22 protein-coding genes are annotated in these 24,220 nt (G+C 67.3%); 9 read left to right on the forward strand and 13 right to left on the reverse strand.

Annotation, left to right across the window (positions count from 1 at the left end):
- Positions 1-99 precede the first annotated feature (99 nt).
- Both IB228_RS10425 and IB228_RS10430 read left to right on the forward strand, forming a co-directional pair.
- The gene (locus IB228_RS10425; RefSeq protein WP_183639715.1) at positions 100-894 is read left to right on the forward strand and encodes a sel1 repeat family protein; all 795 of its coding nucleotides are present in this window, start codon (positions 100-102) and stop codon (positions 892-894) included.
- 33 nt (positions 895-927) lie between these two features.
- Positions 928-1,548, forward strand: coding sequence for a thymidine kinase (locus IB228_RS10430; protein WP_183639713.1), 621 nt, complete (start codon positions 928-930; stop codon positions 1,546-1,548).
- Between the two features lie 768 nt (positions 1,549-2,316).
- On the opposite strand, the gene IB228_RS10435 is transcribed toward IB228_RS10430, so the two are convergent.
- The 4 genes from IB228_RS10435 to IB228_RS10450 all read right to left on the reverse strand — a co-directional run bounded on the left by IB228_RS10435 (position 2,317) and on the right by IB228_RS10450 (position 7,495).
- A complete protein-coding gene (locus IB228_RS10435; RefSeq protein WP_192198313.1) occupies positions 2,317-5,118 on the reverse strand; it encodes a serine/threonine-protein kinase in 2,802 nt (933 codons plus the stop codon).
- Positions 5,119-5,133: 15 nt separating this feature from the next.
- Positions 5,134-5,700, reverse strand: a complete 567-nt coding sequence (locus tag IB228_RS10440; protein WP_183639709.1) for an ECF-type sigma factor — start codon at positions 5,698-5,700, stop codon at positions 5,134-5,136.
- Between the two features lie 72 nt (positions 5,701-5,772).
- A complete protein-coding gene (mutM, locus tag IB228_RS10445; protein ID WP_192198314.1) occupies positions 5,773-6,597 on the reverse strand; it encodes a bifunctional DNA-formamidopyrimidine glycosylase/DNA-(apurinic or apyrimidinic site) lyase in 825 nt (274 codons plus the stop codon).
- A gap of 76 nt (positions 6,598-6,673) precedes the next feature.
- Positions 6,674-7,495 carry an ATP-binding cassette domain-containing protein gene (locus IB228_RS10450; protein WP_183639694.1) on the reverse strand — a complete coding sequence of 274 codons (822 nt, stop codon included), beginning with the start codon at positions 7,493-7,495 and terminating at the stop codon, positions 6,674-6,676.
- 66 nt (positions 7,496-7,561) lie between these two features.
- Between IB228_RS10450 and IB228_RS10455 the strand changes: the two genes are divergently transcribed.
- From IB228_RS10455 to IB228_RS10465, 3 genes are all read left to right on the forward strand, one after another.
- Positions 7,562-8,110, forward strand: coding sequence for a TlpA disulfide reductase family protein (locus IB228_RS10455; protein ID WP_192198315.1), 549 nt, complete (start codon positions 7,562-7,564; stop codon positions 8,108-8,110).
- A gap of 101 nt (positions 8,111-8,211) precedes the next feature.
- On the forward strand, positions 8,212-9,411 hold the full coding sequence (locus tag IB228_RS10460) for a fatty acid desaturase (protein WP_192198316.1): 1,200 nt from the start codon (positions 8,212-8,214) through the stop codon (positions 9,409-9,411).
- Between the two features lie 323 nt (positions 9,412-9,734).
- Entirely contained in the window at positions 9,735-10,067 is a 333-nt protein-coding gene (locus tag IB228_RS10465) for an EF-hand domain-containing protein (protein ID WP_192198317.1), read from the forward strand.
- Between the two features lie 31 nt (positions 10,068-10,098).
- On the opposite strand, the gene IB228_RS10470 is transcribed toward IB228_RS10465, so the two are convergent.
- From IB228_RS10470 to IB228_RS10495, 6 genes are all read right to left on the reverse strand, one after another.
- Positions 10,099-10,635: a protoglobin domain-containing protein gene (locus IB228_RS10470; protein WP_183639687.1), complete on the reverse strand. Its 537-nt coding sequence runs from the start codon at positions 10,633-10,635 to the stop codon at positions 10,099-10,101.
- Between the two features lie 12 nt (positions 10,636-10,647).
- Positions 10,648-11,016, reverse strand: coding sequence for a roadblock/LC7 domain-containing protein (locus tag IB228_RS10475; RefSeq protein WP_183639685.1), 369 nt, complete (start codon positions 11,014-11,016; stop codon positions 10,648-10,650).
- A 44-nt stretch (positions 11,017-11,060) separates the two neighbouring features.
- Positions 11,061-11,564 (reverse strand): ATP/GTP-binding protein, encoded by a 504-nt coding sequence (locus IB228_RS10480; protein WP_192198318.1) that lies wholly within the window; start codon positions 11,562-11,564, stop codon positions 11,061-11,063.
- Complete coding sequence (locus IB228_RS10485) at positions 11,561-12,175, reverse strand: DUF4388 domain-containing protein (RefSeq protein ID WP_192198319.1); 615 nt, start codon at positions 12,173-12,175, stop codon at positions 11,561-11,563. Before IB228_RS10485 ends, IB228_RS10480 begins: the two co-directional genes overlap by 4 nt.
- 216 nt (positions 12,176-12,391) lie before the next feature.
- Positions 12,392-14,053: an MFS transporter gene (locus IB228_RS10490; protein ID WP_192198321.1), complete on the reverse strand. Its 1,662-nt coding sequence runs from the start codon at positions 14,051-14,053 to the stop codon at positions 12,392-12,394.
- Positions 14,054-14,063: 10 nt separating this feature from the next.
- The gene (locus IB228_RS10495; RefSeq protein ID WP_183639678.1) at positions 14,064-15,446 is read right to left on the reverse strand and encodes a DcaP family trimeric outer membrane transporter; all 1,383 of its coding nucleotides are present in this window, start codon (positions 15,444-15,446) and stop codon (positions 14,064-14,066) included.
- 334 nt (positions 15,447-15,780) lie between these two features.
- Here IB228_RS10495 and acs point away from each other — a divergent pair, with 334 nt between their 5' ends.
- A complete protein-coding gene (acs, locus tag IB228_RS10500) occupies positions 15,781-17,724 on the forward strand; it encodes an acetate--CoA ligase (protein WP_192198323.1) in 1,944 nt (647 codons plus the stop codon).
- A gap of 191 nt (positions 17,725-17,915) precedes the next feature.
- On the opposite strand, the gene IB228_RS10505 is transcribed toward acs, so the two are convergent.
- A complete protein-coding gene (locus IB228_RS10505; RefSeq protein WP_183639676.1) occupies positions 17,916-18,272 on the reverse strand; it encodes a DUF559 domain-containing protein in 357 nt (118 codons plus the stop codon).
- A gap of 191 nt (positions 18,273-18,463) precedes the next feature.
- Here IB228_RS10505 and IB228_RS10510 point away from each other — a divergent pair, with 191 nt between their 5' ends.
- On the forward strand, positions 18,464-19,129 hold the full coding sequence (locus tag IB228_RS10510) for a response regulator transcription factor (protein WP_183639675.1): 666 nt from the start codon (positions 18,464-18,466) through the stop codon (positions 19,127-19,129).
- Between the two features lie 169 nt (positions 19,130-19,298).
- On the opposite strand, the gene IB228_RS10515 is transcribed toward IB228_RS10510, so the two are convergent.
- Both IB228_RS10515 and IB228_RS10520 read right to left on the reverse strand, forming a co-directional pair.
- Complete coding sequence (locus IB228_RS10515; protein ID WP_192198324.1) at positions 19,299-20,960, reverse strand: phosphoethanolamine--lipid A transferase; 1,662 nt, start codon at positions 20,958-20,960, stop codon at positions 19,299-19,301.
- Positions 20,957-21,760, reverse strand: coding sequence for a phosphatase PAP2 family protein (locus tag IB228_RS10520; RefSeq protein ID WP_225562376.1), 804 nt, complete (start codon positions 21,758-21,760; stop codon positions 20,957-20,959). Before IB228_RS10520 ends, IB228_RS10515 begins: the two co-directional genes overlap by 4 nt.
- 272 nt (positions 21,761-22,032) lie before the next feature.
- Here IB228_RS10520 and IB228_RS10525 point away from each other — a divergent pair, with 272 nt between their 5' ends.
- Both IB228_RS10525 and IB228_RS10530 read left to right on the forward strand, forming a co-directional pair.
- Positions 22,033-22,728, forward strand: coding sequence for a response regulator transcription factor (locus IB228_RS10525; protein ID WP_183639673.1), 696 nt, complete (start codon positions 22,033-22,035; stop codon positions 22,726-22,728).
- Positions 22,718-23,989 carry a HAMP domain-containing sensor histidine kinase gene (locus IB228_RS10530; protein WP_192198325.1) on the forward strand — a complete coding sequence of 424 codons (1,272 nt, stop codon included), beginning with the start codon at positions 22,718-22,720 and terminating at the stop codon, positions 23,987-23,989. The genes IB228_RS10525 and IB228_RS10530 overlap by 11 nt, the downstream gene beginning before the upstream one ends.
- Positions 23,990-24,220 lie beyond the last annotated feature (231 nt).

Raw genomic sequence — 24,220 nt, forward strand, 5'->3', positions numbered from 1 at the left:
CCATCCATCCGCGCGACCGTGCCATCAGTGGGAGAGACAGTCGCCGGCATTCCTTCTAGGATTTGGACCACCGGGGATTTACAGGAAATGATCAGGATGATGCGCAAACGACTTTGGCTGCTGGCCATGCTGCCGATATCCGCCGCCATGGCGGCGGACAAGAAGCCCGCGCCGCCGCCGGATCCGACGTCCGATCCGCTGATGATCACGGCCGGCTTCCTGACCCATCACCCGGACATGAAGTACCGCCTGCTGGGCATGGAGGCGTTCAAGGCCAAGAAGTATGAAGACGCGATGCGCTTCTTCCGCCGCGCCAGCTTCTATGCCGACAAGCCCTCGCAGGGCATGGTCGCGGAAATGCTGTGGAACGGGCAGGGCGCGCCGCAGGACAGGGTGCTGGCCTACGCCTGGATGGATCTGGCCGCCGAGCGCGGCTATGCCGGTTTCCTCGGCCTGCGCGAGCGCTACTGGAGCGCGCTGACCGAGGCCGAGCGCGAGCGCGCCGTCAGCGAGGGCCAGGCCATCTATGCCCGCTTCGGCGACGCCGCCGCCAAGCCGCGCTATGAAACCCAGCTGCGGCGCGGCCGCATGCAGATCACCGGCAGCCGCACCGGCTTCGCCGGCAACGTGCAGATCATCGTGCCCGGTCCCGGCGGCGAGCAGACCATCGACGGCAGCAAGTTCTACGACCCACGTTACTGGGACGCCAAGAAGTACTGGGCCTATACCGACCAGGTCTGGGCAAAACCGCGCATCGGCCGGGTCTCGGTGGGCGAGGTGGAGCAGGTCGATGAACTCCCGCCGGCCCCCAGCTCGCGCGTGCCGGAAACCACCCCGCAGATCGACGCCCCGGAACCGGACGTGCCCGAGGAGCCCGCACCCGTCAATCCCTGACGGGCCGGCCATGCGCGGCAGTAGAATCCGCGCATGGCCAAGCTCTACTTCTACTACTCGGCGATGAACGCCGGGAAGACCACCACGTTGCTGCAATCCGCCCACAACTACCGGGAGCGGGGCATGCGCGTGCTGATCCTGACCCCCCGCCTGGATGATCGCGCCGGCACCGGCGTGGTCGCCTCGCGGATCGGCCTGAAGGCCAGCGGCACCGCCTTCGTCCACGACACCGATCTGGAAAGGCTGATCCGCGCGGACCTCGCCGAACACGGCAAGCTCGACTGCGTGCTGGTGGACGAGGCGCAGTTCCTGACCAAGCCGCAGGTGTGGCAGCTCAGCGAAGTGGTGGATGCGCTGCGCATCCCGGTGCTGTGCTACGGCCTGCGCACCGACTTCCGCGGCGAACTGTTCGAAGGCAGCCAGTACCTGCTGGCCTGGGCCGACGAGATCGCCGAAATCAAGACCATCTGCCACACCGGCAAGAAGGCGATCATGACCGTGCGCGTGGACGAGGAAGGCCGCGCGGTGCAGGACGGCCCGCAGGTGGAAATCGGCGGCAACGACCGCTACGTCTCGGTCAGCCGCGCCGAGTTCAAGCGCATCGCGCGCGGCGAAAGCAGGATTGAGCCGATGCAGGCGCCGTTGCCCTTGTAGAGCCGAGCTTGCTCGGCTGCTTTGTCCTGGAGAAGCCTAAAAGCAAATCCCCCTCAATCCCCCTTTTGCAAAGGGGGAGGCAAAGCGGGTTCCGGGCGTTGAAGTCTCCTGATAGCCCCCTTTGAAAAAGGGGGCGGGCGCCGGAGGCGACGGGGGATTGGCTCTTGGCGCGAACAGCAAATCCCCCTCAATCCCCCTTTTACAAAGGGGGAGGAACAGCGGGTTTCCGGGCGCTGAAGCTTCCTGATAGCCCCCTTTGAAAAAGGGGGCGGGCGCCGGAGGCGACGGGGGATTTGCTCTTGGCGCGAACAGCAAATCCCCCTCAATCCCCCTTTTGCAAAGGGGGAAGCAAAGCGGGTTTCCGGGCGTCGGAGTTGCTTGTTAGCCCCCTTTGAAAAAGGGGGCAGGCGCCGGAGGCGACGGGGGATTTGCTCTTGGCGCGAACAGCAAATCCCCCTCAATCCCCCTTTTGCAAAGGGGGAGGAACAGCGGGTTTCCGGGCGCTGAAGCTTCCTGATAGCCCCCTTTGAAAAAGGGGGCGGGCGCCGGAGGCGACGGGGGATTTGCTCTTGGCGCGAACAGCAAATCCCCCTCAATCCCCCTTTTGCAAAGGGGGAGTAACAGCGGGTTTCCGGGCGTCGGAGTTGCTTGTTAGCCCCCTTTGGAAAAGGGGGCGGGCGCCGAAGGCGACGGGGGATTTGCTCTTGGCGCGAAAAAGAAAACCCCACTTCGCTCCCCTTCAACAGGAGCGAAGATCCATCCCCAACCTCAAATGCACCGCGCCCGAATCCGCGCAATCTCCCGCGGAATGACACCACCATCCGGCTGCGCGGTGCGCAGCTCGGCCAGCAGCGCGTCCAGATCCCGGCGGCCACGTTCGCGTTGATCGCGTTCGCAGCGCAGCTCGGCGGCGTAGCCGCGCGCGCTCCAGCGCAGTTTCGGGATCTCGCTGCCTTCGCCCTTGCGCACGGCCAGCGCGTCCATCCGGCGTAGCGCTTCGTTGACCTGTCCGGTGCGGCCCAGCTGGCGGGCCAGCGACAGCTCGGCGAACAGCGTGCGCGGATGGTCGGTGCCGTAGCCGATGCGGGTCAGTTTCTCGGCGCGATCGAAGTACTCGCTGGCCGCGGCCAGATCCCCGCGCGAGGCCAGCACCTCGCCGATCAGGCGATCGGTTTCGCCGACCAGCGCGTGGCTGGCGCCGAACAGTTCGGCGCGCAGTCCGCGCGCTTCCTGCAACGCGGCCAGCGCCTCGTCCTCGCGGCCGGCGCTGTGCAGCACCATGCCGTAGTTGTAGAGCCCGCCGGGCAGTTGCTGGCGGCTGTCCGGGCTGCGCCAGACCCGCACCGCGCGTTCGATGTCGGCGACGGCGGCATCGGTGTCGCCCAGTTCCCAGGCGATGATGCCCAGCGAGTTCCAGCTGGATCCGGTTTCGCGATGGGCCGGTCCCAGCGCATTGATCGTCTGCTCGTGCAGCTGGCGCATCTGCGCGTTGGCTTCGGTGAAATGGCCCAGATCCACCTGCACCGCGCCCATCTGCCGGCGCACCGCCAGGGTCGCCGGGTGGCGATCACCGTGGATGTCGCGGGCCAGCGCGAGTGCGCGCCGGTAGTGCATCAGCGCGGTCTGCGAGTCGCCGCGGATCCGGTACAGGCTGGCGAGACTGCGTTCGATGTCGACCGCCAGCGGATGGCGCTGGCCGTCGTACTGGCGCAGGTGCACGAGCGCGGCGTTGAAACCGCGGATCGCGCCATCGGCATTGCCCATGTCGCTTTCCAGTCCGGCCAGGTCGTACAGGCTCTCGGCGACGCCGGTCTGATCACGCAGGCCGCGACGGATCAGCTGCGAGCGCAGGAACAACTGGCGCGCGGTCTGGCGGTCGGCGACCGCGCGCCGGCAACGTCCGTCCTGCGACAGGAAATCGGCGGCCTGTTGCGGCAACTGGATCTGCAGGCGGCCGATGTCCGCTTCCAGCCGGATCATCGCGTCGATGCAGTCGCGCTGCCGCCCCAGCAGGGCCAGCACGCGGCCGCGCTGGGTGGTGCTTTCCAGGGTCAGCGCGGGCGCGTCGCTGCCTTGCAGCAGGCGCTGTTGCCGGTCCAGCAGGTCCAGCGCCTCGCGGTAGTCGCCCAGGCCGATGCGCAGGCGCGCGATCACGCCCAGCAGTTCGGCGTGCGCCAGCGGCTGCCGGGCCAGTTCGCGTTCGCCGCGACGCTCGCCCGCCACCAGCAGTTCGCGCGCGTCGTAGGTGTTGCCGCGCTGCGCGCTGCCGGCATTGTCGAACAGGCCGATCACGAAGTTCTGCATCGCCTGCGCGCGCGCGGCCTCGCGCACCGCCTGCTGGCTCTGCCACAGGCTGGCGCCGAGCGCGGCGACCAGGATCAGCGCGGTCACGCTGCCGGCGGCCAGCGCCCAGCGATGGCGGGAAATGTACTTGCGCGCGCGATAACCCAGGCTCTGCGGCCGCGCGTGCACCGGTCGCCCGTCCATGTGCCGGCGCAGATCCAGCGCCAGCGCTTCCACCGACGGATAGCGTTGTTCCGGCGACTTGGCCAGCGCCTTCAGCGCGATGTTGTCCAGATCGCCGGACAGCTGGCGGCCGTGGCGGCGCGCGTTCGGGCACTCGGTGCGCCCGCCGCCGGTGGTGCGCTGCGCGGCCACCGAGGGCTTGAGCGGTTCCACCGCCAGGATCGCTTCCTCCCATTCCGCGTCGCTCTGCCGGCGCAGCCGGTACGGCTTGGTGCCGGCCAGCAGTTCGTACAGCACCACGCCCAGCGAGTACACGTCGGTCATGGTGGTGACCGGTTCGCCGCGGATCTGCTCGGGCGCGGCGTAGTGCAGGGTAAAGGCGCGGACTTCGGTGCGCGGGTTCAGCGGCGCGGGCTCGCTTTCGTCCAGCAGCTTGGCGATGCCGAAGTCGAGCAGGCGCACATTGCGGTCCGGCGAGACCAGGATGTTGGAAGGCTTGAGATCGCGATGGACGATCAGGTTGGCGTGGGCGTGGCTGACCGCCTCGCAGACCTGCAGGAACAGGCGCAGGCGATCGTCGATGGACAGCGCGTTGACCTGGCAGTACTCGGTCAGCGGGATGCCTTCGACATACTCCAGCGCCAGGTAGGGCTGGCTGCCCTGGCTTACCCCGGCGTCGAGCAGGCGCGCGATGTTGGGATGCTCCAGCCGCGCCAGGATTTCGCGTTCGCGGGTGAAGCGCAGGCGCAGGTTGGGATCGGCCAGGCCCGGACGCAGCAGTTTCAGCGCGACCCGGCGCTGGTACAGGCCATCGGCGCGCGAGGCCAGCCAGACCATGCCCATGCCGCCTTCGCCCAGCAGGTCCTCCAGCCGGTAGGGGCCGATGAGCATGCCGGGCTGCAGCCCGCTCTGGGGCTTTTCCAGCAGCGGGGCTTCCATGAAGCCCTCGCTCTCATCCTCCAGCGCGAGCAGTTTCTCCAGCTCGATCGCCAGCTCCGGATCCTCGGCGCGAATCGCGTCCATCCGGTGCGCGCGGGCGTCCGGCGCCAGTTCCAGCAGGACATCCAGCAGGGGGGAAAGCTGTTTCCAGCGTTCGACGTCCACGATGGACCGCCGTGATCAGGGTTCCTGCATCGTCGACAGCAGGAACATCCGCGCCTTTTGCCAGTCGCGGCGGATGCTGCGTTCGGAGCGCTGCAGGAGCTCGGCGATTTCCAGTTCCGACAGACCGGCGAAGTAACGCAGTTCCACCACCTTGGCCAGGCGTTCGTCCGCCTGCGCCAGCTGGTCCAGCGCGGCGTTCAGCGCCAGCAGGTCCTCGTCGAGTTTCAGGTTGCCTTCGACTTCCTCGGGAATGTCCGCGACCCGCTTGAGGTCGCCGCCGCGCTTGCGCGCCAGCCGGCTGCGCGCGTAATCCACCACCACGCTGCGCATGGAGGAGGCGGCGTAGGCGAAGAAGTGCGCGCGGTCCTCGAACTTGGCGGTTCCGGTGGAACCGATCAGCTTGAGGTAGGACTCGTGGACCAGCGCGGTCGCGTCCAGGGTGTAGCCATGCTGGCCCGACAGCTGGCGGCGGGCCATGGTGTGCAGTTCCTGGTAGAGCGTGGCCAGCACCCGATCCAGCGCGGCGCGATCGCCGTTGCGGGCCGAATCCAGCCAGAGGGTGATGTCTGAAGCGTCCGCCATGTGCTTTCCCCACAAGTCAGGCGGCGAATATAGCCCCAATTGTGAATAAAGGCATTCGGGAGAAGGTCCCTGTCACTTCTGGCAGTGGCCGCACCAGACGGTCGTGCGCTGGCCGATGCTGGCTTCCTTCATCGGCCGCCGGCAGCGCGGGCAGGGCTCGCCGCCGCGCCCGTAGGCCGACAGTTCCTGCTCGAAGTAGCCGGGCGCCCCGTCCGGGCTGATGAAGTCGCGCAGGGTGGTCCCTCCGCGGGTAATGGCGTAACCGAGGATCCGCTTGACCGCGTCGGCCAGGGCCACGTAGCGCTCGCGCGAGACCCTGCCGGCGGCGCGCAGCGGCGAGATGCCGGCCAGGAACAGGCTCTCGGCCGCGTAGATGTTGCCCACCCCGACCACCACGCCCTGGTCCATCAGGAAGGTCTTCACCGGCGCCTTGCGGCCACGGCTGAGTTCGAACAGGTAGTCGCCGTCGAACGCGTCCGACAGCGGTTCCGGCCCCAGTCCCTGCAGGAGGGGATGGATCTCGCCGGCCGGCTGCCACAGCAGGCAACCGAAGCGCCGCGGGTCATTGAAGCGCAACACCCGCTGCTGCCCGCGCGGTCCCTCCACCGCGATGTCGACATGATCGTGCGCGCGCACCGGCGTATCCACCGGCAGCACCCGCAGGCTGCCGGACATGCCCAGGTGCAGCAACGCGCTGCCGCCGTCCACATCCATCAACAGGTACTTGGCCCGCCGCCGCACCTCGGCGATGCGCTGGCCGGGCAGCTCGCGCGCGATCTCCGGCGGAATCGGCCAGCGCAGATCCGGCCGGCGCAGCGTCACCTCGCGGATGCGCCGTCCTTCCAGATGCGGGGCCAGACCCCGGCGGGTGGTTTCGACTTCGGGCAGTTCGGGCATGGGGAAACCGGTGCGGCCGGGAAGGAGAGGCGATGACGATCAGATGGGGATGCGGAGCGTCACGGCAAGGTCCGCTTCAATCCAGCCCCAGCACGAACCGCCCACCCTCACGCCGCACCTGCAACGGTCCGCCGTAGGCGGCGGACAGGTTTTCCGAGGTGAGGATGTCATCGGGTGCGCCATCGGCCATCACGTCGCCGGCGCGCAGCAGGATCACGCGTTGGAATTCGGGGACGATTTCTTCCAGGTGATGGGTGACCAGCACCAGGGTGATGCCCTGGCGTGCGAGATCGCGCAGTAGTTCCAGGAAGTGGCGCTGGGCGATCAGGTCCAGGCCGGCGGTGGGTTCGTCCAGCAACAGCGCCTCGGGCTGGTGCACGAGCGCGCGGGCGATGAGCACGCGGCGCATTTCGCCGGTGGACAGTTCGGCGACTTCGCGGTCGGCCAGCGCGGTGGCCTCGACCGCCGCCAGCGCGCGGCGGGCCTGCGCGCGCATCTGCGCGTCCACCTCGCAATGCGGCGGGATCACGAAACTGGAGAAGAAGCCGGTGACGACCGCGTCCTCCACCCGCAGCTGCGGCATCTCCTGCAGGTTGCGGGTGAGGTCGCTGGTGACCACGCCCAGCCGGGTGCGCAGTTCGGCCACGTTCCAGCGGCGCAGGCCGAACACCTTGACCGGCGCGTCGCCTTCACGGGCGAGCGGATACAGCTCGCGGTTGATCAGCTTGATGAAGGTCGACTTGCCGCAGCCGTTGGGGCCGAGGATGACGGTGTGCTGGCCCAGCGGGATGCTCAGGGTCAGCTCGCGCAGCACGCGGACGGAGCCGCGGATGACGGTGGCGCGATCGAGTTCGAACAGGGGCGCCGGCGCGGGCGCGGCATCGGGGGCGAGGGACATCGGCGGGGCTGTCTGGGGGAGTGGAAGCGGGATAGACTCGGCGCCAGTCCAAGGAGGGAACCGACCATGCGCCGCATCCGCCTCGCCGTCCTGCTGCTCTGTCTTTCGGTGGCATTCCCCGCGTTCGCGCAGTCGCCCGCCATCGGCGATCCGGCACCGACCGTGCTCGGCAAGGGACGTGACGGAAAGATAGTCGATCTGGCCGAACACCGGGGCAAGGTGGTGATCGTGACCTTCTGGGCGTCCTGGTGCGGTTACTGCCTGAAGGAACTGCCGGTGCTGGACGCCCTGCAGAAGAAGGTCGACCCCCAGTGGCTGCAGGTCATCGCGGTGAACGTCGAGGACCCGCCCGCCACCTACCGGCAGATGATGCGGCAGATGCGCGATTACAGCCTGCTGCAGTCCCGCGACCCCAACGGTGACATCGCGCGCACCTACAGTGTGAAGGCCTACCCGAATCTGTGGGTGATCGACACCCAGGGTCGTATCGCCAGCCATCACGTCGGCTACGGCGAGGACTCGCTCGAGTCGATTGTGGGCGAGATCAAGCGGGTGCTGACCGAAGAAATGCACCGCCAGGAAGCGGCCGCGGCAGCGGCGAAATCCGCCAGCTGAACACCATTCGGCGGCGTCGGGTGAAATCGTCACGTGCAGGCCGCATGATGCGCTGACGGCACCGGACCCCACCGGCGCCGGTGCCTTCCGGAGCGCTTTCCATGTCCGACTCGTTGCTGCAGTTCCTGATCGGAGGCCTGACCGGCCTGGTCTGGTGGGAGCTGTTGATCGTGCTGCTGGTCTTCACCCAGCTGACCATCTTCTCGGTGACGCTGTACCTGCATCGCAGCCAGGCGCACCGGGGCGTGGATTTCCATCCGGTGCTGAACCACTTCTTCCGGTTCTGGACCTGGCTGACCACCTCGATGATCACCAAGGAGTGGGTCGCCATCCATCGCAAGCATCACGCCAAGGTGGAGACCGAAGAGGATCCGCACAGTCCGCAGACCAAGGGCATCGGCAACGTGTTCTGGCGCGGCGTGGAGCTGTACCGCGAAGCGCGCGGGCAGCGCGCCGACATCGAGCAGTACGGCAAGGGCGCGCCGGACGATTGGGTCGAGCGCCACGTGTACACCCCGCACGCGAATCTGGGGCCGACCTTCCTGCTGCTGGTGAACGCCGTCCTGTTTGGCCTGCCCGGCGTCGCGCTGTGGGCGATCCAGATGGCGTGGATTCCGTTCTGGGCGGCGGGCGTGATCAATGGCCTGGGCCACTGGTGGGGCTATCGCAATTTCGAATCCTCCGACACCTCGACCAACCTGACGCCATGGGGCGTGTGGGTGGGCGGCGAGGAGCTGCATAACAACCATCACGCCTTCCCCAGTTCGGCACGCTTCTCGATGCGCCGCTGGGAAGTGGATATCGGCTGGATCGTGATCAAGGGCATGGAGAAGGTCCGGCTGGCGAAAGTGTTGCGGGTGGCACCCACCCTGGACATTCGCCCGAACATCGCGGTGCCCGACGCAGACACGCTGAAGGCGCTGCTGTCGCACCGTTTCCAGGCCATGACCGACTACCAGCGCAACGTGCTCAAGCCGGCGCTGAAGGAAGAGGCCGCGCAGGCGGGCGCCAAGCTGCGCGCACTACTGCCGCGCAAGCTGCGTCGTGGCCTGGTCGACGACGGCCGCTGGCTCAAGCCGGACGCGCGCGAACAACTGCGCAACTGGGTCTCGCAGCGGCCGCGCATCAGCGCGCTGGTCGAACACCGCGCGCGCCTGTCGGCGCTGCTTGAAGCCCGCAGCCATGATGCGGCGGAGCGGTTGAAGGCGTTGCAGGCGTGGTGCCATGAGGCCGAGGCCAGCGGTATCCGGGCATTGCAGGAGTACTCCGCGCGGTTGAAGGGGTATGCGCTGGCGCATTGAGGTTTGCGGCGAAGAGCCAATCCCCCTCAATCCCCCTTTTTCAAAGGAGGAGGAAAAGCGGGTTTCCGAGCGCTGGAGTCTCTTGTTAGCCCCCTTTTCAAAAGGGGGCGGGCGCCGTAAGGCGACGGGGGATTAGCTTTTGGCGCCAAGAGCAAATCCCCCTCAGTCCCCCTTTTGCAAAGGGGGAGGAAAAGCGGGTTTCCGAGCGCTGGAGTCTCTTGGTAGCCCCCTTTTCAAAAGGGGGCGGGCGCCGGAGGCGACGGGGGATTTGCGCGGGGTGCGTGGACGAGCGCACACGCCAAATCCAGTCCTACAATGCGGGGATGACGCGTCTATTGCTCGCATTGCTGATATCGGCCCTGCCGCTGCTCGCGGTGGGGCAGGTCAACGGCACCAAGGACTATCTGCAGCGCATGGATACCGATGGCGACGGTCGGGTCAGCCAGGCCGAGTTCCTGGACTGGATGAGCTACGCCTTCGATGCGCGTGACCGCAATCGCGATGGCGTGCTGTCCGGCGACGAGCTGCCGGGCGGCAAGGGGGCCGCCATCACCCGCGCAACCCATCGCGAGCGATTGGCGGCCACCTTCCGCAAACAGGATCGCAGCGGCGACGGTTATCTGGATGCGCGGGAGCTCGCTGCTCCCCCGCAATAGGCCGCGGCCCGATCGATGAAACGCGGCGGCGTCAGCCGCCGGACAACAGCCGGCGAGCCAGGCGTTCGCTGCCGGTCAGCTCGGCCAGATGGTGCAGCTGGTTGTTCTCGTAGGCCTGGTTGAAGGTCGCCACGTCGATGGCCAGGACCTTGCGGAACGCCTGGATCGCCGCCTCGCCCTTGGCCGATGCGATGCGTTCGCCGTGGCGGGCGATCAGGTCCATCATCGCCAGCGGATAGCGGACCGGCAGTCCGATGCGCACGTGCACGTTGCCGATGCCCAGCCGCTTGAGTGCGTAGGCGTCGTCGTACTCACCGCAGAACACCTCCACGAACCAGTTGGCCAGGGTGGTGGCCAGGCGTTCCTTGTCGCCGATGAATTCCCGGGTCGGCTCATGCGACAGCAGGCGCTCGTAGAACTCGGCGACCAGGGTCGGGGCCGCTTCGCGGGCCATCGGCTCCAGCGCCTTCAGCAACGCGCATTCCTCCGCCGACAGGGTGAGCAATTCGCGCAGCTCGCGGACGATGGCTTCGTCCTTGACCGTCCAGCTCTTGCGTTCGTGATTCATGGCGTCTGCTCCTTACAGGATGGCGGTCAACTGGGTGATCACGTCGGCCACTTCCAGTTCGATCAGACCGACATTGGTGTCCGACGGCGCCACCAGCGCCAGGCAGGCCTTGCTGCCGACCATGTAGATGAAGATGCGGCCCTCCGCAGCCACCAGCTTGATACCGCGCAGCGTTCCGGTGGACAGGGTTTCGGTGATGCGCCGGCCCACGCCCAGGGCGGTGGCGGCCATCGCCGCGACCCGCGCCGAATCGACGCCGGGATCGGTAATCGACTGGCAGACGGGCATGCCGTCGAAGGTGCAAAGGAAGCTGCCCTTCATGCCCGGAATGGCGCGTGTCAGGGCGTCCAGCGTGGCTTGCATCTGTTCTTGCTTGCTCATGGTGTGTCCTCGTGAAAACAGGGAAGAAGGCCGCGTGCAGGCGATCAGACGCGCTGCAGCAGCTGGTGGATGGCATGGCGGGCGTGCGCGGCGTCGCGGGGATTGAGCGCAAGCACCTGCTGTTCGGGAACACCGAAGTAGGCGGCGACCTCGGCGGCGGTCCAGCCGTCGGCCGCCAGATCGGTCCGGGTCAGCCCGATGATGAATTCCACCGGCTGGCGGCTGATCACGAACTCCAGGATCCGCCGCGCCTGCGGGAATTCGTTGGGCGCGTCGCAGGGCACCAGCACGATCAGGCCCAGCGCGCCTTCGCTGAGGACGTCCCACATGTAGTCGAAGCGCGACTGCCCGGGCGTGCCGAACAGGTGCAGCACGTAGTCGCCCAGTGCGATCTGGCCGAAGTCCAGTGCGACCGTCGTGTGCGTCTTGCCGATCCGCTCGGTGCTGACTTCCTCCGTGCTGACCACTTCGGTCTGGGACACGGAACGGATGAAGGTGGTCTTGCCGGCGCCGACGGGGCCGGAGATAACGATCTTGAGTGGGGTCATCGGGTGAAGAAGCTGGCGATGCGCTGGCCCAGGGACTGGCGCTGCTTGCGTTGTTCCGGATCGAGCCGATCCACGTATGCCTGCATCGGCCAGACTTTCTTGACCTGACGCAGGCGTTGCAGGTTGCGGCGCGTGCCTTCGAGCGGGAATCCCAGTTGCCGCGAGATCCGTTCGGCGCTGGCGCCCTCGGTGAGCAACGGCACGGCCGCGCCGAGGAACTCGGCCAGATCCGGCGGCAGTTCCACTTGGCGACCCTTGATCACCAGGAACGTCGTCTTGGGATGCGGCAGGTCGCGTTCGTCCAGTGGCACCGCGCCGCGGCCTTCCAGCAGTTCGTCCATCCGCAGGAACGAACGCTTCGCCTCCACCGTGGCCAGCGGCTCGAAACGGAACTCGCCGTTCCCCTGCGCGAACATGCGCAGCAGCACTTGTCCTTCGCTGCGCGAGTCGATGGGGCGTTCCACGGTCATCCGGGTGATGTTGGTGCCGGCGATGTCCAGGCGGAGCACCTGGCCATCCCGTTGATCCACGGTGAGCACGCCGTGCTTGCCGACAACCACGGTCAGGATGTCGCGCAGCGAGAAGTCGCTCAGGTTTCCGTGGATGGCCATGGGATGCCTCGATCGCGGGAAAGGCCGGGTCGCCTGACCGATGGCCGGGCGAACGAAGGTTCTGGGGAGAGTCCGGGCAGGATAGGAAGGCGCCACCGCTTGCGAAATCGGAGGATTCCTAAAAGCGCATGCCGCCGCGCGCACAAAAAAACGCCGGCCACGAGGGCCGGCGTCGGGTTGGCCGGAATGCGTCCGGCCGGCGCGGAGGGAGCGCGCTTACTGGGTGATGTCGACGTCCTTGGTTTCGCGCAGGAACAGGATGCCGACAATCAGGGTCAGCACCGCCACGCCGATCGGATACCACAGGCCGTAGTACATGTTGCCGGTGCCGGCGACCAGGGCGAACGAGATGGCCGGCAGGAAGCCGCCGAACCAGCCGTTGCCGATGTGGTATGGCAGCGACATCGAGGTGTAGCGGATGCGGGTGGGGAACAGCTCCACCAGATAGGCCGCGATCGGGCCGTAGACCATGGTCACGTAGATCACCAGCACCCACAGCAGGAACAGCGTCATCGGGATGTTGATGCGTGCCGGGTCCGCCTTCTCCGGATAGCCGGCCGAGGTCAGCGCGGTCTTCAGGCGGGCGCCCAGGTCGGTGCCCTTGGCCTTGGCGTCATCCTTGGACAGCCCGGCCGCTTCGTACGACTCGACTTGATTGCCGCCGACCTCGACGTGGGCCACCGAGCCTGGAGCGGCCGCCTGCACGGTGTACGGCACACCCGCCTTGGTCAGCGCCGCGGTGGCGACGTCGCAGGAACTGGTGAACTTGCGCACGCCGGCCGGATCGAACTGGAAGCTGCAGGTGGCCGGGTCCGCCACCACCACCGCCGGCGAGCTCGCGCGGGCTTCCTCGATGCCCGGGTTGGCGAAGTGGGTCAGGCCCTTGAAGATCGGGAAGTAGGTGATCGCCGCCAGCAGGCAGCCGGCCAGGATGATCTTCTTGCGGCCGATGCGGTCGGACAACCAGCCGAAGAAGATGAAGAACGGCGTGGCCAGGGCCAGTGCGCCGGCGATCAGCAGGTTGGCGGTGGTGCCGTCGACCTTGAGCGCCTGGGTCAGGAAGAACAGCGAGTAGAACTGGCCGCCGTACCACACCACCGCCTGGCCGGCGGTCGCGCCCAGCAGCACCAGCAGCATCAGCTTGAGGTTGCCGCCCTTCAGGCTGTCGCGGAACGGGGTCTTGGAGCCCTTGCCCTCGGACTTCATCTGCTGGAACAGCGGCGATTCGCTCAACTGCATGCGGATCCACACCGACACACCCAGCAGCACGATCGAGACCAGGAACGGAATGCGCCAGCCCCAGGCTTCGAACGCCTCGGTGCCCAGCGACAGGCGGCAGCTGAGGATCACCAGCAGCGACAGGAACAGGCCCAGTGTGGCGGTGGTCTGGATGAAGCTGGTGTACAGGCCGCGCTTGCCGTTGGGGGCGTGCTCGGCCACGTAGGTCGCCGCGCCGCCGTACTCGCCGCCCAGTGCCAGGCCCTGCAACAGGCGCAGGCCGATCAGGATGATCGGGGCGGCCACGCCGATGCTGGCGTAGGTGGGCAGGATGCCGACGATGAAGGTGGACAGGCCCATGATCACGATGGTGACCAGGAACGTGTACTTGCGCCCGATGCGGTCGCCCAGGCTGCCGAAGAACGCCGCGCCGAACGGACGCACCGCGAAGCCGGCGGCGAAGGCCAGCAACGCGAAGATGAAGCCGGTGGTCTCGTTGACGCCGCTGAAGAACTGCTTGGCGATGATCGCCGCCAGTGAACCGTACAGATAGAAGTCGTACCACTCGAAGACGGTACCCAGGCTGGATGCGAAGATGACCTTCTTGTGGCCTTGGCTGAGTTCGCCGGACGGCGAATGCTTGAGCGTGGTTGCGTTCATTCCTCTCCCCTCAGAACGAGTATTTGACGTGGGTGTGCAGGCGCTTCAGGTCGCCCTCGCGGTCATCCTCGAGTGAACGCTGGCCGAAGATGAGTTCCGCGCCGATGTCCAGTTTCGGAAACGGCGAGTAGATGACGTTGGCGTGCATCGACTGGGTGCGCTCGGTGACGCCCCAGCCGGTGAGCGACACGTCGTTGTCGAAATGCGAGGCCGAGTACATCAGGTTGGTGCGGACCTTCGGGCTGAACACGTGGCGCCAGGCCACGAAGCCACCGTAGCCGTCCAGCGCGCTGATGTCGCCGTCGGCCTCGGTGACCACGTCGCTGCCGACGCCGAAGGCCAGGTAGCGGCCGATGCCCTGGCCGGCGTTGACGGCGTAGCGGATGTCGTCGTTCTTGCCCAGGTTGAACTTGCCCGAGACGCTGAGCGCGGCGCCGGTGTCGGTCTCGTCGGCCACCTTGAACTGGCGCAGCAGCGCGGCCACGGTGAAGTGGCCCCAGTCGCCCTTGGTCAGCCAGCGCGCGGTGAAGTCGGGCGCGGCATTGTCTCCGCTGTTGAAGCGCGCGCCGGTCAGGTAGGGCGTGACGGTGGTCTGCGGGTTCTCGATCGAGAACGACCACGGGCCCTTGGTGTAGCGCAACTGCGCCTGGCGCACGAAGATGGTGCCGTCGGTCGGGCCGACGAAATCGACCGCGTCCGGCAGCGCGCCGGCGTCCATGAAGTTGGACCAGGTCTGGCCGGCCAGCCAGTTGTTCCAGGTCACGTAGGCGTGGCGCAGGGTGACGGCATAGGTGTTGGTGGCGGTTTCGTTGCCGGCCAGCGCGTTGCTGCCGCCGCCGAAGAAGTCGGCCTCGATGAAACCCTTGAACTTGTCGCCGTTGTCGGTGACGTGGTCGGCGCTGAGCCAGAAGCGCGAGAACTGGGCATGGAAGTCGGCGTAGGGATCGCCGCCATCGGCGTTCGCGCCCGCCACCGGGATCGTGCTGGGCACGTAGAACAGGCGGCCGGAGGAACCGTCGGCGATGCGGCCGTCGCTGGTGTCGGTCACCATCGCGTCCATCTTGATGAAGCCGCCGTAGGAGAACGTGGTGCCCGGATTGGCGGCGGTCATGATGGTGGTGCCCTGGATCGGCTGCTTGCCGGCCGGCAGCGCCGGCTTGGCCGCCTGCGCGGCCTGGACCTGGGTCACCTGCTCCTGGGTGCTGCTGATCTGGGTCTGCTGTTGCTGCTGCGCCGACAGCAGCAGTTGCACCTGCCGCTCCAGTTCGGCCACGCGGGCCTCCAGCGCCTTTTCCTTCGCCGTCTGGGCGAACGCCAGGCCCGGCGCGATGCAGGCGACGAACAGCGCGGCGGCCAGCGGCCGCCTGGCCATCGTTGCGAAACGTGTGGTCATAACCCCTCCCGGTTTGGACGCATGCCGTGCTCGGCACGTGCCGGGCAGACTTGCGCCGTTGCCTCCGCCGCGCCTATTCGCCATTGGTCGAATGACGCGCGCCGGCCGCGAAAACCCCTTCAAAACGGCTTCCACGCGCGGGTGGGCATGCGGGTGCGCGGCTGGAATTACGACCAAGGTCTAACAGGGTTGCTGCGATGCCGCATGGCCGGATGCGGCAAACTCGGCGCGTCGCCCCTCCCGCGGAGCGTTGCCGGCGCTCGCGGTGTGATGGGCATTCTTGTCAGAATCGCATCCTCAGACTTTTCGTTCCGCTGTCCCCGGGAGGGCCCCCATGAGCGACATCTACCCCATCAAGCCGGACTTCGCCGCCAAGGCGCGCATCGACCGCGCCGCCTACCAGCGCGACTACCAGGCTTCCATCGACCATCCTGAAAAATTCTGGGGACAGGTCGCCGAGCGCCTGGACTGGTTCAAGAAGCCGACCCGGATCAAGGACGTCAGCTACCAGCTGGATGACTTCCACATCCGCTGGTTCGAGGACGGTGAGCTCAACGCCAGCGTCAACTGCCTGGATCGCCAGCTCGCCGCCCGCGGCGACAAGACCGCGCTGCTGTTCGAGCCGGACAGCCCGGACCAGCCGTCGCTGCGGGTCACCTACCGCGAACTGTACGAGCGCACCTGCAAGCTGGCCAACGCGCTGCGCGCGCTGGGGGTGAAGAAGGGCGACCGCGTCACCATCTACCTGCCGATGATTCCGGACGCGGCGGTGGCGATGCTGGCCTGCGCGCGCATCGGCGCGATCCACTCGGTGGTGTTCGGCGGCTTTGCCCCCAATTCCATCGCCGACCGTGTGGCCGACTGCGGCAGCAAGCTGATCATCACCGCCGACGAGGGTCTGCGCGGTGGCAAGAAGGTGCCGTTGAAGGCGAACGTGGACGCCGCGCTCAAGCTGCCCGGCACCAATTCGGTCGAGACCGTGCTGGTGGTGCGCCACACCGGCGGTGCGGTGGACATGCAGATGCCGCGCGACCGCTGGTTCGACGCGGTGGTCGACGAGCAGCCGGCCGAGTGCGAGCCCGAGCGGATGAACGCCGAGGACCCGCTGTTCATCCTCTACACCTCCGGTTCGACCGGCAAGCCCAAGGGCGTGCTGCACACCACCGGCGGCTACCTGCTGTACGCGGCCTACACCCACGAGGCGGTGTTCGACCTACGCGAGGACGACATCTACTGGTGCACCGCCGACGTGGGCTGGGTGACCGGCCACAGCTACATCGTCTACGGGCCGCTGGCCAACGGCGCCACCTCGGTGATGTTCGAGGGCGTGCCCAACTACCCGAGCGTGTCGCGCTTCTGGGAAGTCATCGACAAGCACCAGGTCACCATCTTCTACACCGCGCCCACCGCGATCCGCGCGCTGATGCGCGAGGGCGAGGCGCCGGTGAAGAAGACCTCGCGCAGCTCGCTGCGCCTGCTCGGCAGCGTCGGCGAGCCGATCAACCCGGAAGCCTGGCGCTGGTACTACGACGTGGTCGGCGACGGCCGCTGCCCGATCGTGGACACCTGGTGGCAGACCGAGACCGGCGGCATCATGATCAGCCCGCTGGCCGGCGCGATCGACCAGAAGCCGGGTTCGGCCACGCTGCCGTTCTTCGGCGTGCGCCCGGCGCTGGTGGACGCCAACGGTGAAATCCTCGACGGCGCCACCGAGGGGAACCTGGTCCTGCTGGATTCCTGGCCGGGCCAGATGCGCACGGTCTACGGCGACCACCAGCGCTTCATCGACACCTATTTCCGCACCTATCCGGGCACCTACTTCACCGGTGACGGTTGCCGCCGCGACGCCGACGGTTACTACTGGATCACCGGCCGCGTCGACGACGTGATCAACGTCAGCGGCCACCGCATCGGCACCGCCGAGGTGGAAAGCGCGCTGGTGCTGCATCCGAAGGTCGCCGAGGCGGCGGTGGTCGGCTTTCCGCACGACATCAAGGGCCAGGGCATCTATGCCTACGTGACCCTGAAGGCCGGCGAGGTGCCCAGCGAGGAACTGCAGAAGGAACTGGTGCTGTGGGTGCGCAAGGAAATCGGCCCCATCGCCGCGCCGGACCACCTGCAATGGGCGCCGGGCCTGCCGAAGACGCGCTCCGGCAAGATCATGCGCCGCATCCTGCGCAAGATCGCCGAGAACGCGCCGGACCAGCTGGGCGACACCTCGACCCTGGCCGATCCGGGCGTGGTCGATTCGCTGGTCGCGGAACGGAAGGTGAAGTGAGCATGGCGGGGGCCCGCAAATCCCCCCCGGGCCCCCTTTTTCAAAGGGGGGAGCGCGGTTGGCTTTCCCGAAGGGTCCTACCCAGTGGCGGTGCATGGACCTTTCCCATCGAAACGCGGACGCCTTCGTTCTCCGCTGACGCAGCCGGAGCATTCCCCCCTTTGAAAAAGGGGGGCAGGGGGGATTTTCCCTCAGCGTTCGCGGATCACCCGCAGAATCACTTCCAGCACGGCGGTCGTTTCCAGCAGCGCTTGCCGATCATCGAACCGGAGGACGCGCAGCCCCTGGCCCGCCAGGAATGCATCACGGCGTCGATCCCCTGCCAGGCCGTCGGCGGTGAAATGCTGGCTACCATCCAACTCGATCACCAGATCTGCGGCAGGGCCATAGAAATCGACGATATATCGCCCAAGCGGCTTCTGCCGGTAGAACTGCACGCCATCGAGCTGTTTCCTGCGCAGGTGGAACCACAGCCGCTGCTCGGCATCGGTCATGTCACGGCGCAGCCGGCGCGCATGGGGTTTGAGGTAGCGGTGGTAGGGAAGCATCCGGAGAGTGAATCCCCCCTGCCCCCCTTTTCCAAAGGGGGGAAAGGCGCGATTCCGCGTAAGGAAAGTCCGCTGCCACCAACAAACTGCACCGGATTACGCACACGGCAACCTCGCAGCACTACCACCGAAGGAATCCCCCCTTTGAAAAAGGGGGGTAGGGGGGATTTGCCCCACCCCGGGAGAACCCCATGACCACCCTGCTGATCGCCGACGACCATCCGCTGTTCCGCGAGGCGCTGCGCGCGGCGGTGCAGCGGGTGCTGCCGGGCGTGCGCCTGCACGAGGCCGACAGCGTGGACGCCCTGTATGCGCTGGTGGATGCGCACCCGGATGCGGATTTGCTGCTGATGGACTTGAACATGCCCGGCGCGCAAGGGTTCAGCGCGCTGGTGCATGTGCGCGCGCTGCATCCGCAGCTGCCGGTGGTGATCGTGTCCGCGCGCGAGGAGCCGACCGTCATGCGGCGCGCGCTGGATCATGGCGCGCTGGGCTTCATTCCCAAGTCGGCCGATTCGGACACCATCGGCGAGGCCATCGGCACGGTGCTGGACGGTGAGCGCTGGGCGCCGGTCGAAGCGATGAACGCGCCGGCCATCAGCCGTGACGAACACGAGATCGCACAACGCCTGCGCGACCTCACGCCGCAGCAGTTCCGGGTATTGCAGATGCTGGGCGTGGGCCGGCTCAACAAGCAGATCGCCTACGACCTGGGCGTGTCCGAAGCCACCATCAAGGCGCACGTCACCGCGATCCTGCGCAAGCTCGGCGTCACCAACCGCACCCAGGCGGTGCTGATGGCCGGTCGTCTTGCGGTGGATCCGGACGGCGTGGTGCCGCCGCCGGAAGAGGATTGACGACCGGCGACGGCGGACCGGCGATCGGATGGGCTGTCTTGATGCGGGACGTTCCGGGGCAGCGGAGCAAGCTCCGCTCTACTCCGCCCTTGTAGAGCCGAGCTTGCTCGGCTGCCTTTGCCGGGAAGCATCGGCCATTCGAGCAAACCGCAGCGGAGCAAGCTCCGCTCTACGGGCGGCAGGCGGCGAAGAGATCCCGATCGCGGTCGTATACGCCGGTGCGCACGTCCAGCAGGCCCAGCACGGACGGAAACAGGTTGTCGTGGCTGGCCGGTTGCGTGGATTCCCGGCGCAGGCAGGCGATGTCCAGGCCGCTGCCGGCCGCGAAACCCGGCGAGAACCACATCACCATCGGCACCCGGGTCTGCTCTTCCGGGGCGATCGCATAGGGCACGCCATGCAGGTAGAGGCCTTTCTCGCCCAGCGATTCGCCATGATCGGATAGGTAGATCATGGCGGTGTCGTAGCGGGGATTGCGGCCCAGCTGGCCGATCAGCTTCGCAAGCACATGATCGGTGTAGCCCAGTGCGTTGTCGTAGGCGTTGACGATGGATGGGCGATCGCATTCGCCCAGATCGACCGATTCGCACACCGGCGTGTAGCGGCGGAACGCGGAGGGATACCGCTCGAAGTAGTTGGGGCCATGGTTGCCCAATGGGTGCAGCACCACCACGCGATCGCCGCCACCGGCGGGTACGGCGGCGTCCAGGCCACGCAGCAGGATCTCGTCCAGGCAGCGTTTGCCGTTGCACAGGTCGAGATCCTTCGCATCATCCAGCGCCTGCATCGGCAGTCCCTGGCAGACGCCCTTGCAGCCGGACTGGTTGTCGCGCCACAGGGTGCGGATGCCGGCGTACTCCAGCACATGCAGCAGCGATTGGTGATCGCGGATCTTCTTCTGGTCGTAGTCGTGCCGACCGTAGGGTGAAAACATGCAGGGCAGGGAAACTTCGGTGCTGCTGCCGCAGGCGGTGACGGCGGGGAAGTTGATCACGCCCATGCGCGACAGTTCCGGCGTGGTCTGGCGCGAATAGCCGTTCAATCCCCAGTTCTGCGCGCGCGCGGTTTCGCCCACCACCAGCACCAGCAGCCGCGGCTTGCGGCCGGCCGTCTGCGGCAACTGGCGGGCGTCCTGGCCGATCGGCGTCCTGGCGGTACGGCTCCCCGGCGGCGCGGCCGTCAGCACCCGCGCCAACGAGACCAGATAGTTCGCCGGCGTCACCAGATAACGCACCTCGCGGCGGTTGCGGATCAGCGAGGACAGGTCCTGGTACGACAGCATCGCCGCGCCCCCGAAGGCCACCAGCAGCGCCGCCAGGAATCCGCCGCGCATGATCAGCGCGCGCCGCCACGGCCGTTCGCGCAGCCGCACCCGCCACAGCAGGGCGATCGGCAGGCTGGCGAACAGGATCGGCATCAGCAGGCGCCAGCTCAGCAGTTCGCTGGACTCCTTGCGATCGGTATGCAGGATGTTGCGCAGCATGTCCGAATCCAGGTACACGCCATAGCTGCCCATGTAGTAGGTGGCGATGGCGGTGACCAGGATCAGCCCGGCCAGCAGCGGACGCGCATAGCGGCGATGCACGACCAGTCCGAGCAACAGCGCGTGCACGGCGGTGATGATCACGAACAGCGCCGCGGCGAACTTCCACTGCACCGCCGGCGCGACGATCACGTTGCGCCAGAACTGGCCATTGCTGAAGAGGGTGAAGTAGAGGCTCACCGCCAGCAACAGGGTTTCGCTGGCGACCACCGGACGCTGGCGCAGCCACGCCGGCGCGGCGGAGCGGACATTGCGGCGCAGACCGGCTTCCAGCGGACTGGCGTTCATGGCTCGCTCCGCGACAACAGGCCGGGAGCCGGCGGCGCTGGCATGACGCGCCGCGCCGCCGGGGACCGTGCCGGCACCAGCAGGCAGGCATGCAGCAGCAGCGCGATCGTCCAGCAGATGGCCAGGGTCCACAGGTCGTGCGAGAGGAAATGGGCGCCGCGCAGCTGCTGGGCGAAGCCGAACAGCAGCCCGGCCGCCAGGCCGACGCCCAGACCCAGCCAGCGCAGGCGTGGCGCGGTGGCCAGGAAAAAGAAGTACAGCGCCACCCACGCATAACCGGCGCTGGCGTGGCCGGCGGGAAAGCACGACGCCGTCGGCAACCGCGCCGGCCGCGCGCTGAACAGATCGACGAACGGCCGGCTGCCGCCATAGCGGGCCAGATCCCACGGGCAGTCCATGTCCGTCCACAGCTTCAGCGTGCCGACCGCTGCGGTCGACAACGCGGTGGCCAGCAGCAAGAAGAACAGCGGCCGTCGCCATGCCTTCAGGCGCGGGAAGGAACCACTGGCGATCAGCAGCAGTGCCACGCCGTACCAGCCCAAGGTACTCAACCGCTTGCCCATCACATGGATCAGGTGCTGGGTGACGAAACCCTGCTGCAGCGACCAGCGATGGCCTTCCCAGGCGTACAGCCGATCCGCCAGCCACAGATCGCCGCGCAGCGGGATCAGGATCACCGTTGCCAGCGCGAACACCGCCAGCGGCCAGCCGGCGTGGTGGACGAGGAAGTCGCGATCGAAGGCCGGCGGCGGACGGATCTCGCCAAGCGGCATGGAGGGCTGTGGTGCGGCAAAGGACATCGGATACGTTCATTCCGGCCCCTGCGCCGGTATGAAGGCCATGCTGGTGACGCCGCTGTCGGAGAGTCGTCGGAACCCCGTTCGCGCGTCGTTAACGCGGCAGGCGGCGCAGGGCACGCTTCAGCCGCCGTTGCCATTGCGCGACCGCTTCACCCGTGTCTCCCCGCGCATGGGAGAATCGTCCCGTTCCGACCGGATTCCGACACCGGGAGGTGCAGCGTGGCGACCCGCCGGGATGCCCGTGCCGGTCAACGACGAGGACGGAAACCCCGATGCGGCTGCTCGTGATCGAAGACAACCGGAGCCTGGTGGCGAACCTGTTCGACTACTTCGAAGCGCGCGGCCATGCCCTGGATGCCGCGCCGGACGGGGTGACCGGCCTGCACCTGGCCACCACCCAGGCCTACGACGCGATCATCCTGGACTGGATGCTGCCGCGGATGGATGGTCGCGAGGTGCTGCGACGCCTGCGCGAAACGCATGCCGGCGACGCGCCGGTCATCATGCTCACCGCGCGCGACGAACTGCCCGACAAGATCGCCGGCTTCCGCGCCGGCGCCGACGACTACCTGACCAAGCCTTTCGAGCTGCCCGAACTGGAGGTGCGGCTGGAAGCGGTATTGGCACGCAGTGGCGGGCGCGGTCGCAACCGCCTGCTGCAGGTGGCGGATCTGAAACTGGACCTGTCCACCCTGGAAGCCAGTCGCGCGGGACAGCCGCTGCACCTGTATCCGGCCTGCCGCAAGCTGCTGGAAGTGCTGATGCAGGCCAGTCCCGGCGCGGTGACCCGGGATCGCCTGGAATACGCCCTGTGGGGCGACAGCCCGCCGGACGGCGACATGCTGCGTTCGCATGTGTACGAGTTGCGCCGCAGCGTCGATGGACCGTTCCCGGTGAAGCTGATCCAGACCTTGCCGCGGGTGGGCTACCGGCTGGCGGCACCGGAGGAGCAGCGCGATGGGGGCTAGGAACAACAGCCTGCGCCGGCGCATCCTCACCTGGCTGCTGGTCTACGTCTCGCTGCTCTCGGTCGCCATCTTCATCGGCGGCCTGATCGTCAACGAGGAGGCCGAGCGCATGGTCTGGAGTTCGCTGCTGCGCGCCGAACTCCATCACTACCAGGATCGCGTGCAGGCCGATCCCGGCTATCGCTGGACCGACACCGACGACATGACGCTCTACCGCTGGAACGACGTGCCGCCGCCGCCCAAAGTATTGCGCGCGCTGCCGCCCGGCCTGCACGACGACCTGTGGGTGGAGGGCAAGCTGCGGGTGGTGATGATCCAGGACCTGCCCGGTGGCCGGGTCGCGCTGGCGCTGGACATCACCGAGTTCGAGGGACTGGAGGAGACCATCAGCAGCGGAATCGTGGTCGGCATGTTCGCCTCGGTGATCCTGCTTGGCCTGCTGCTGGCCTGGGGGCTGGGCCGGGCGATCCGTCCGCTGGGCGTGATGGCCGACGATATCGCGCGCCTGCGGCCCGAACGCGGGCGCCAGCGCATCGGGCTTGAACCCAGCGCCAGCCGCGAACTGCGGGTGATTGCCGATGCCTTCAATGACTACCTGGATCGCAGCGAGCGCTTCGTCGAGCGCGAGCGGACCTTCATCAACAGCGCCAGCCACGAGCTGCGCACGCCCATCGCGGTAATCGGCGGCGCCGCCCGGCTCGCCTCGGACCAGGCAGGCGTGCCGCCGGCCGCGCGCGAACAGATGCAACGCATCGCGCGCAACGTCCGCCAGATCGAGCAGCTGATCTCGCTGCTGCTGATCCTGGCCAAGGACCCCGAGCGCCTGGCCGCGGTCAGCGATGCGGTGGCGTTGGACGAACTGCTGCCGGAAATCGTCGAAGACCATCGCCATCTCACCCACGGCAAGGATCTCGCGTTGCAGTTGGGTCCGGCGGCGGCGGTCCGGGTCACCGCGCCGGTGGCCATTGTCCAGGCCGCGATCGGCAACCTGTTGCGCAACGCCATCGAGAACAGCGATCGCGGCGTGATCGACATCCGCCTGGACGCCGATGCCACCGTGACGATCACCGATCCCGGACACGGCATGAGTCCGGAGGAGATCAGCCGCATCTATGCGCAGTTGGCGCGCGGGGAAGGACGCGACGGCGGCGGCATCGGGCTGGATCTGATCGCGCGCCTGTGCGAACACCTGGGTTGGCAGCTTGACATCGATTCGGCGCCGGAACGCGGCACGGTGGCCCGACTGCGTTTTCGCCGGTAGCGCCATCGCTCCAGGCCGTGCCGCCGAGGATCGCTTTCCGGTGAAATGAAAGCGATCGACATCGCGCGCGTTCGCCGCCCGGAGAGGGAAGCGAATCAGCTGCGCGCGAGGTATGCCTGTCATTCGCGTAACTTTGAACGCGAATGCCTTTTTCCAGCGCGCAGGGCTGGTTAGCATCGGTCGGGCATCATCGCGCCGCCATCGCGGACGGCGCATCGACTGGCGCGTGCT

Origin of the sequence: Pseudoxanthomonas sp. PXM04, assembly GCF_014851695.1 — a bacterium.
Lineage (GTDB): Bacteria > Pseudomonadota > Gammaproteobacteria > Xanthomonadales > Xanthomonadaceae > Pseudoxanthomonas_A > Pseudoxanthomonas_A beigongshangi.

Excerpts from the sequence above, each read along its gene's own strand:
- IB228_RS10425 (WP_183639715.1), top strand. The coding sequence starts at position 100 with ATGCGCAAACGACTTTGGCTGCTGGCCATGCTGCCGATATCCGCCGCC.
- IB228_RS10430 (WP_183639713.1), top strand. The coding sequence starts at position 928 with ATGGCCAAGCTCTACTTCTACTACTCGGCGATGAACGCCGGGAAGACC.
- IB228_RS10440 (WP_183639709.1), bottom strand. The coding sequence starts at position 5,700 with ATGGCGGACGCTTCAGACATCACCCTCTGGCTGGATTCGGCCCGCAAC.
- mutM (WP_192198314.1), bottom strand. The coding sequence starts at position 6,597 with ATGCCCGAACTGCCCGAAGTCGAAACCACCCGCCGGGGTCTGGCCCCG.
- IB228_RS10450 (WP_183639694.1), bottom strand. The coding sequence starts at position 7,495 with ATGTCCCTCGCCCCCGATGCCGCGCCCGCGCCGGCGCCCCTGTTCGAA.
- IB228_RS10455 (WP_192198315.1), top strand. The coding sequence starts at position 7,562 with ATGCGCCGCATCCGCCTCGCCGTCCTGCTGCTCTGTCTTTCGGTGGCA.
- IB228_RS10460 (WP_192198316.1), top strand. The coding sequence starts at position 8,212 with ATGTCCGACTCGTTGCTGCAGTTCCTGATCGGAGGCCTGACCGGCCTG.
- IB228_RS10465 (WP_192198317.1), top strand. The coding sequence starts at position 9,735 with ATGACGCGTCTATTGCTCGCATTGCTGATATCGGCCCTGCCGCTGCTC.
- IB228_RS10470 (WP_183639687.1), bottom strand. The coding sequence starts at position 10,635 with ATGAATCACGAACGCAAGAGCTGGACGGTCAAGGACGAAGCCATCGTC.
- IB228_RS10475 (WP_183639685.1), bottom strand. The coding sequence starts at position 11,016 with ATGAGCAAGCAAGAACAGATGCAAGCCACGCTGGACGCCCTGACACGC.
- IB228_RS10480 (WP_192198318.1), bottom strand. The coding sequence starts at position 11,564 with ATGACCCCACTCAAGATCGTTATCTCCGGCCCCGTCGGCGCCGGCAAG.
- IB228_RS10485 (WP_192198319.1), bottom strand. The coding sequence starts at position 12,175 with ATGGCCATCCACGGAAACCTGAGCGACTTCTCGCTGCGCGACATCCTG.
- IB228_RS10490 (WP_192198321.1), bottom strand. The coding sequence starts at position 14,053 with ATGAACGCAACCACGCTCAAGCATTCGCCGTCCGGCGAACTCAGCCAA.
- IB228_RS10495 (WP_183639678.1), bottom strand. The coding sequence starts at position 15,446 with ATGACCACACGTTTCGCAACGATGGCCAGGCGGCCGCTGGCCGCCGCG.
- acs (WP_192198323.1), top strand. The coding sequence starts at position 15,781 with ATGAGCGACATCTACCCCATCAAGCCGGACTTCGCCGCCAAGGCGCGC.
- IB228_RS10505 (WP_183639676.1), bottom strand. The coding sequence starts at position 18,272 with ATGCTTCCCTACCACCGCTACCTCAAACCCCATGCGCGCCGGCTGCGC.
- IB228_RS10510 (WP_183639675.1), top strand. The coding sequence starts at position 18,464 with ATGACCACCCTGCTGATCGCCGACGACCATCCGCTGTTCCGCGAGGCG.
- IB228_RS10515 (WP_192198324.1), bottom strand. The coding sequence starts at position 20,960 with ATGAACGCCAGTCCGCTGGAAGCCGGTCTGCGCCGCAATGTCCGCTCC.
- IB228_RS10520 (WP_225562376.1), bottom strand. The coding sequence starts at position 21,760 with ATGTCCTTTGCCGCACCACAGCCCTCCATGCCGCTTGGCGAGATCCGT.
- IB228_RS10525 (WP_183639673.1), top strand. The coding sequence starts at position 22,033 with ATGCGGCTGCTCGTGATCGAAGACAACCGGAGCCTGGTGGCGAACCTG.
- IB228_RS10530 (WP_192198325.1), top strand. The coding sequence starts at position 22,718 with ATGGGGGCTAGGAACAACAGCCTGCGCCGGCGCATCCTCACCTGGCTG.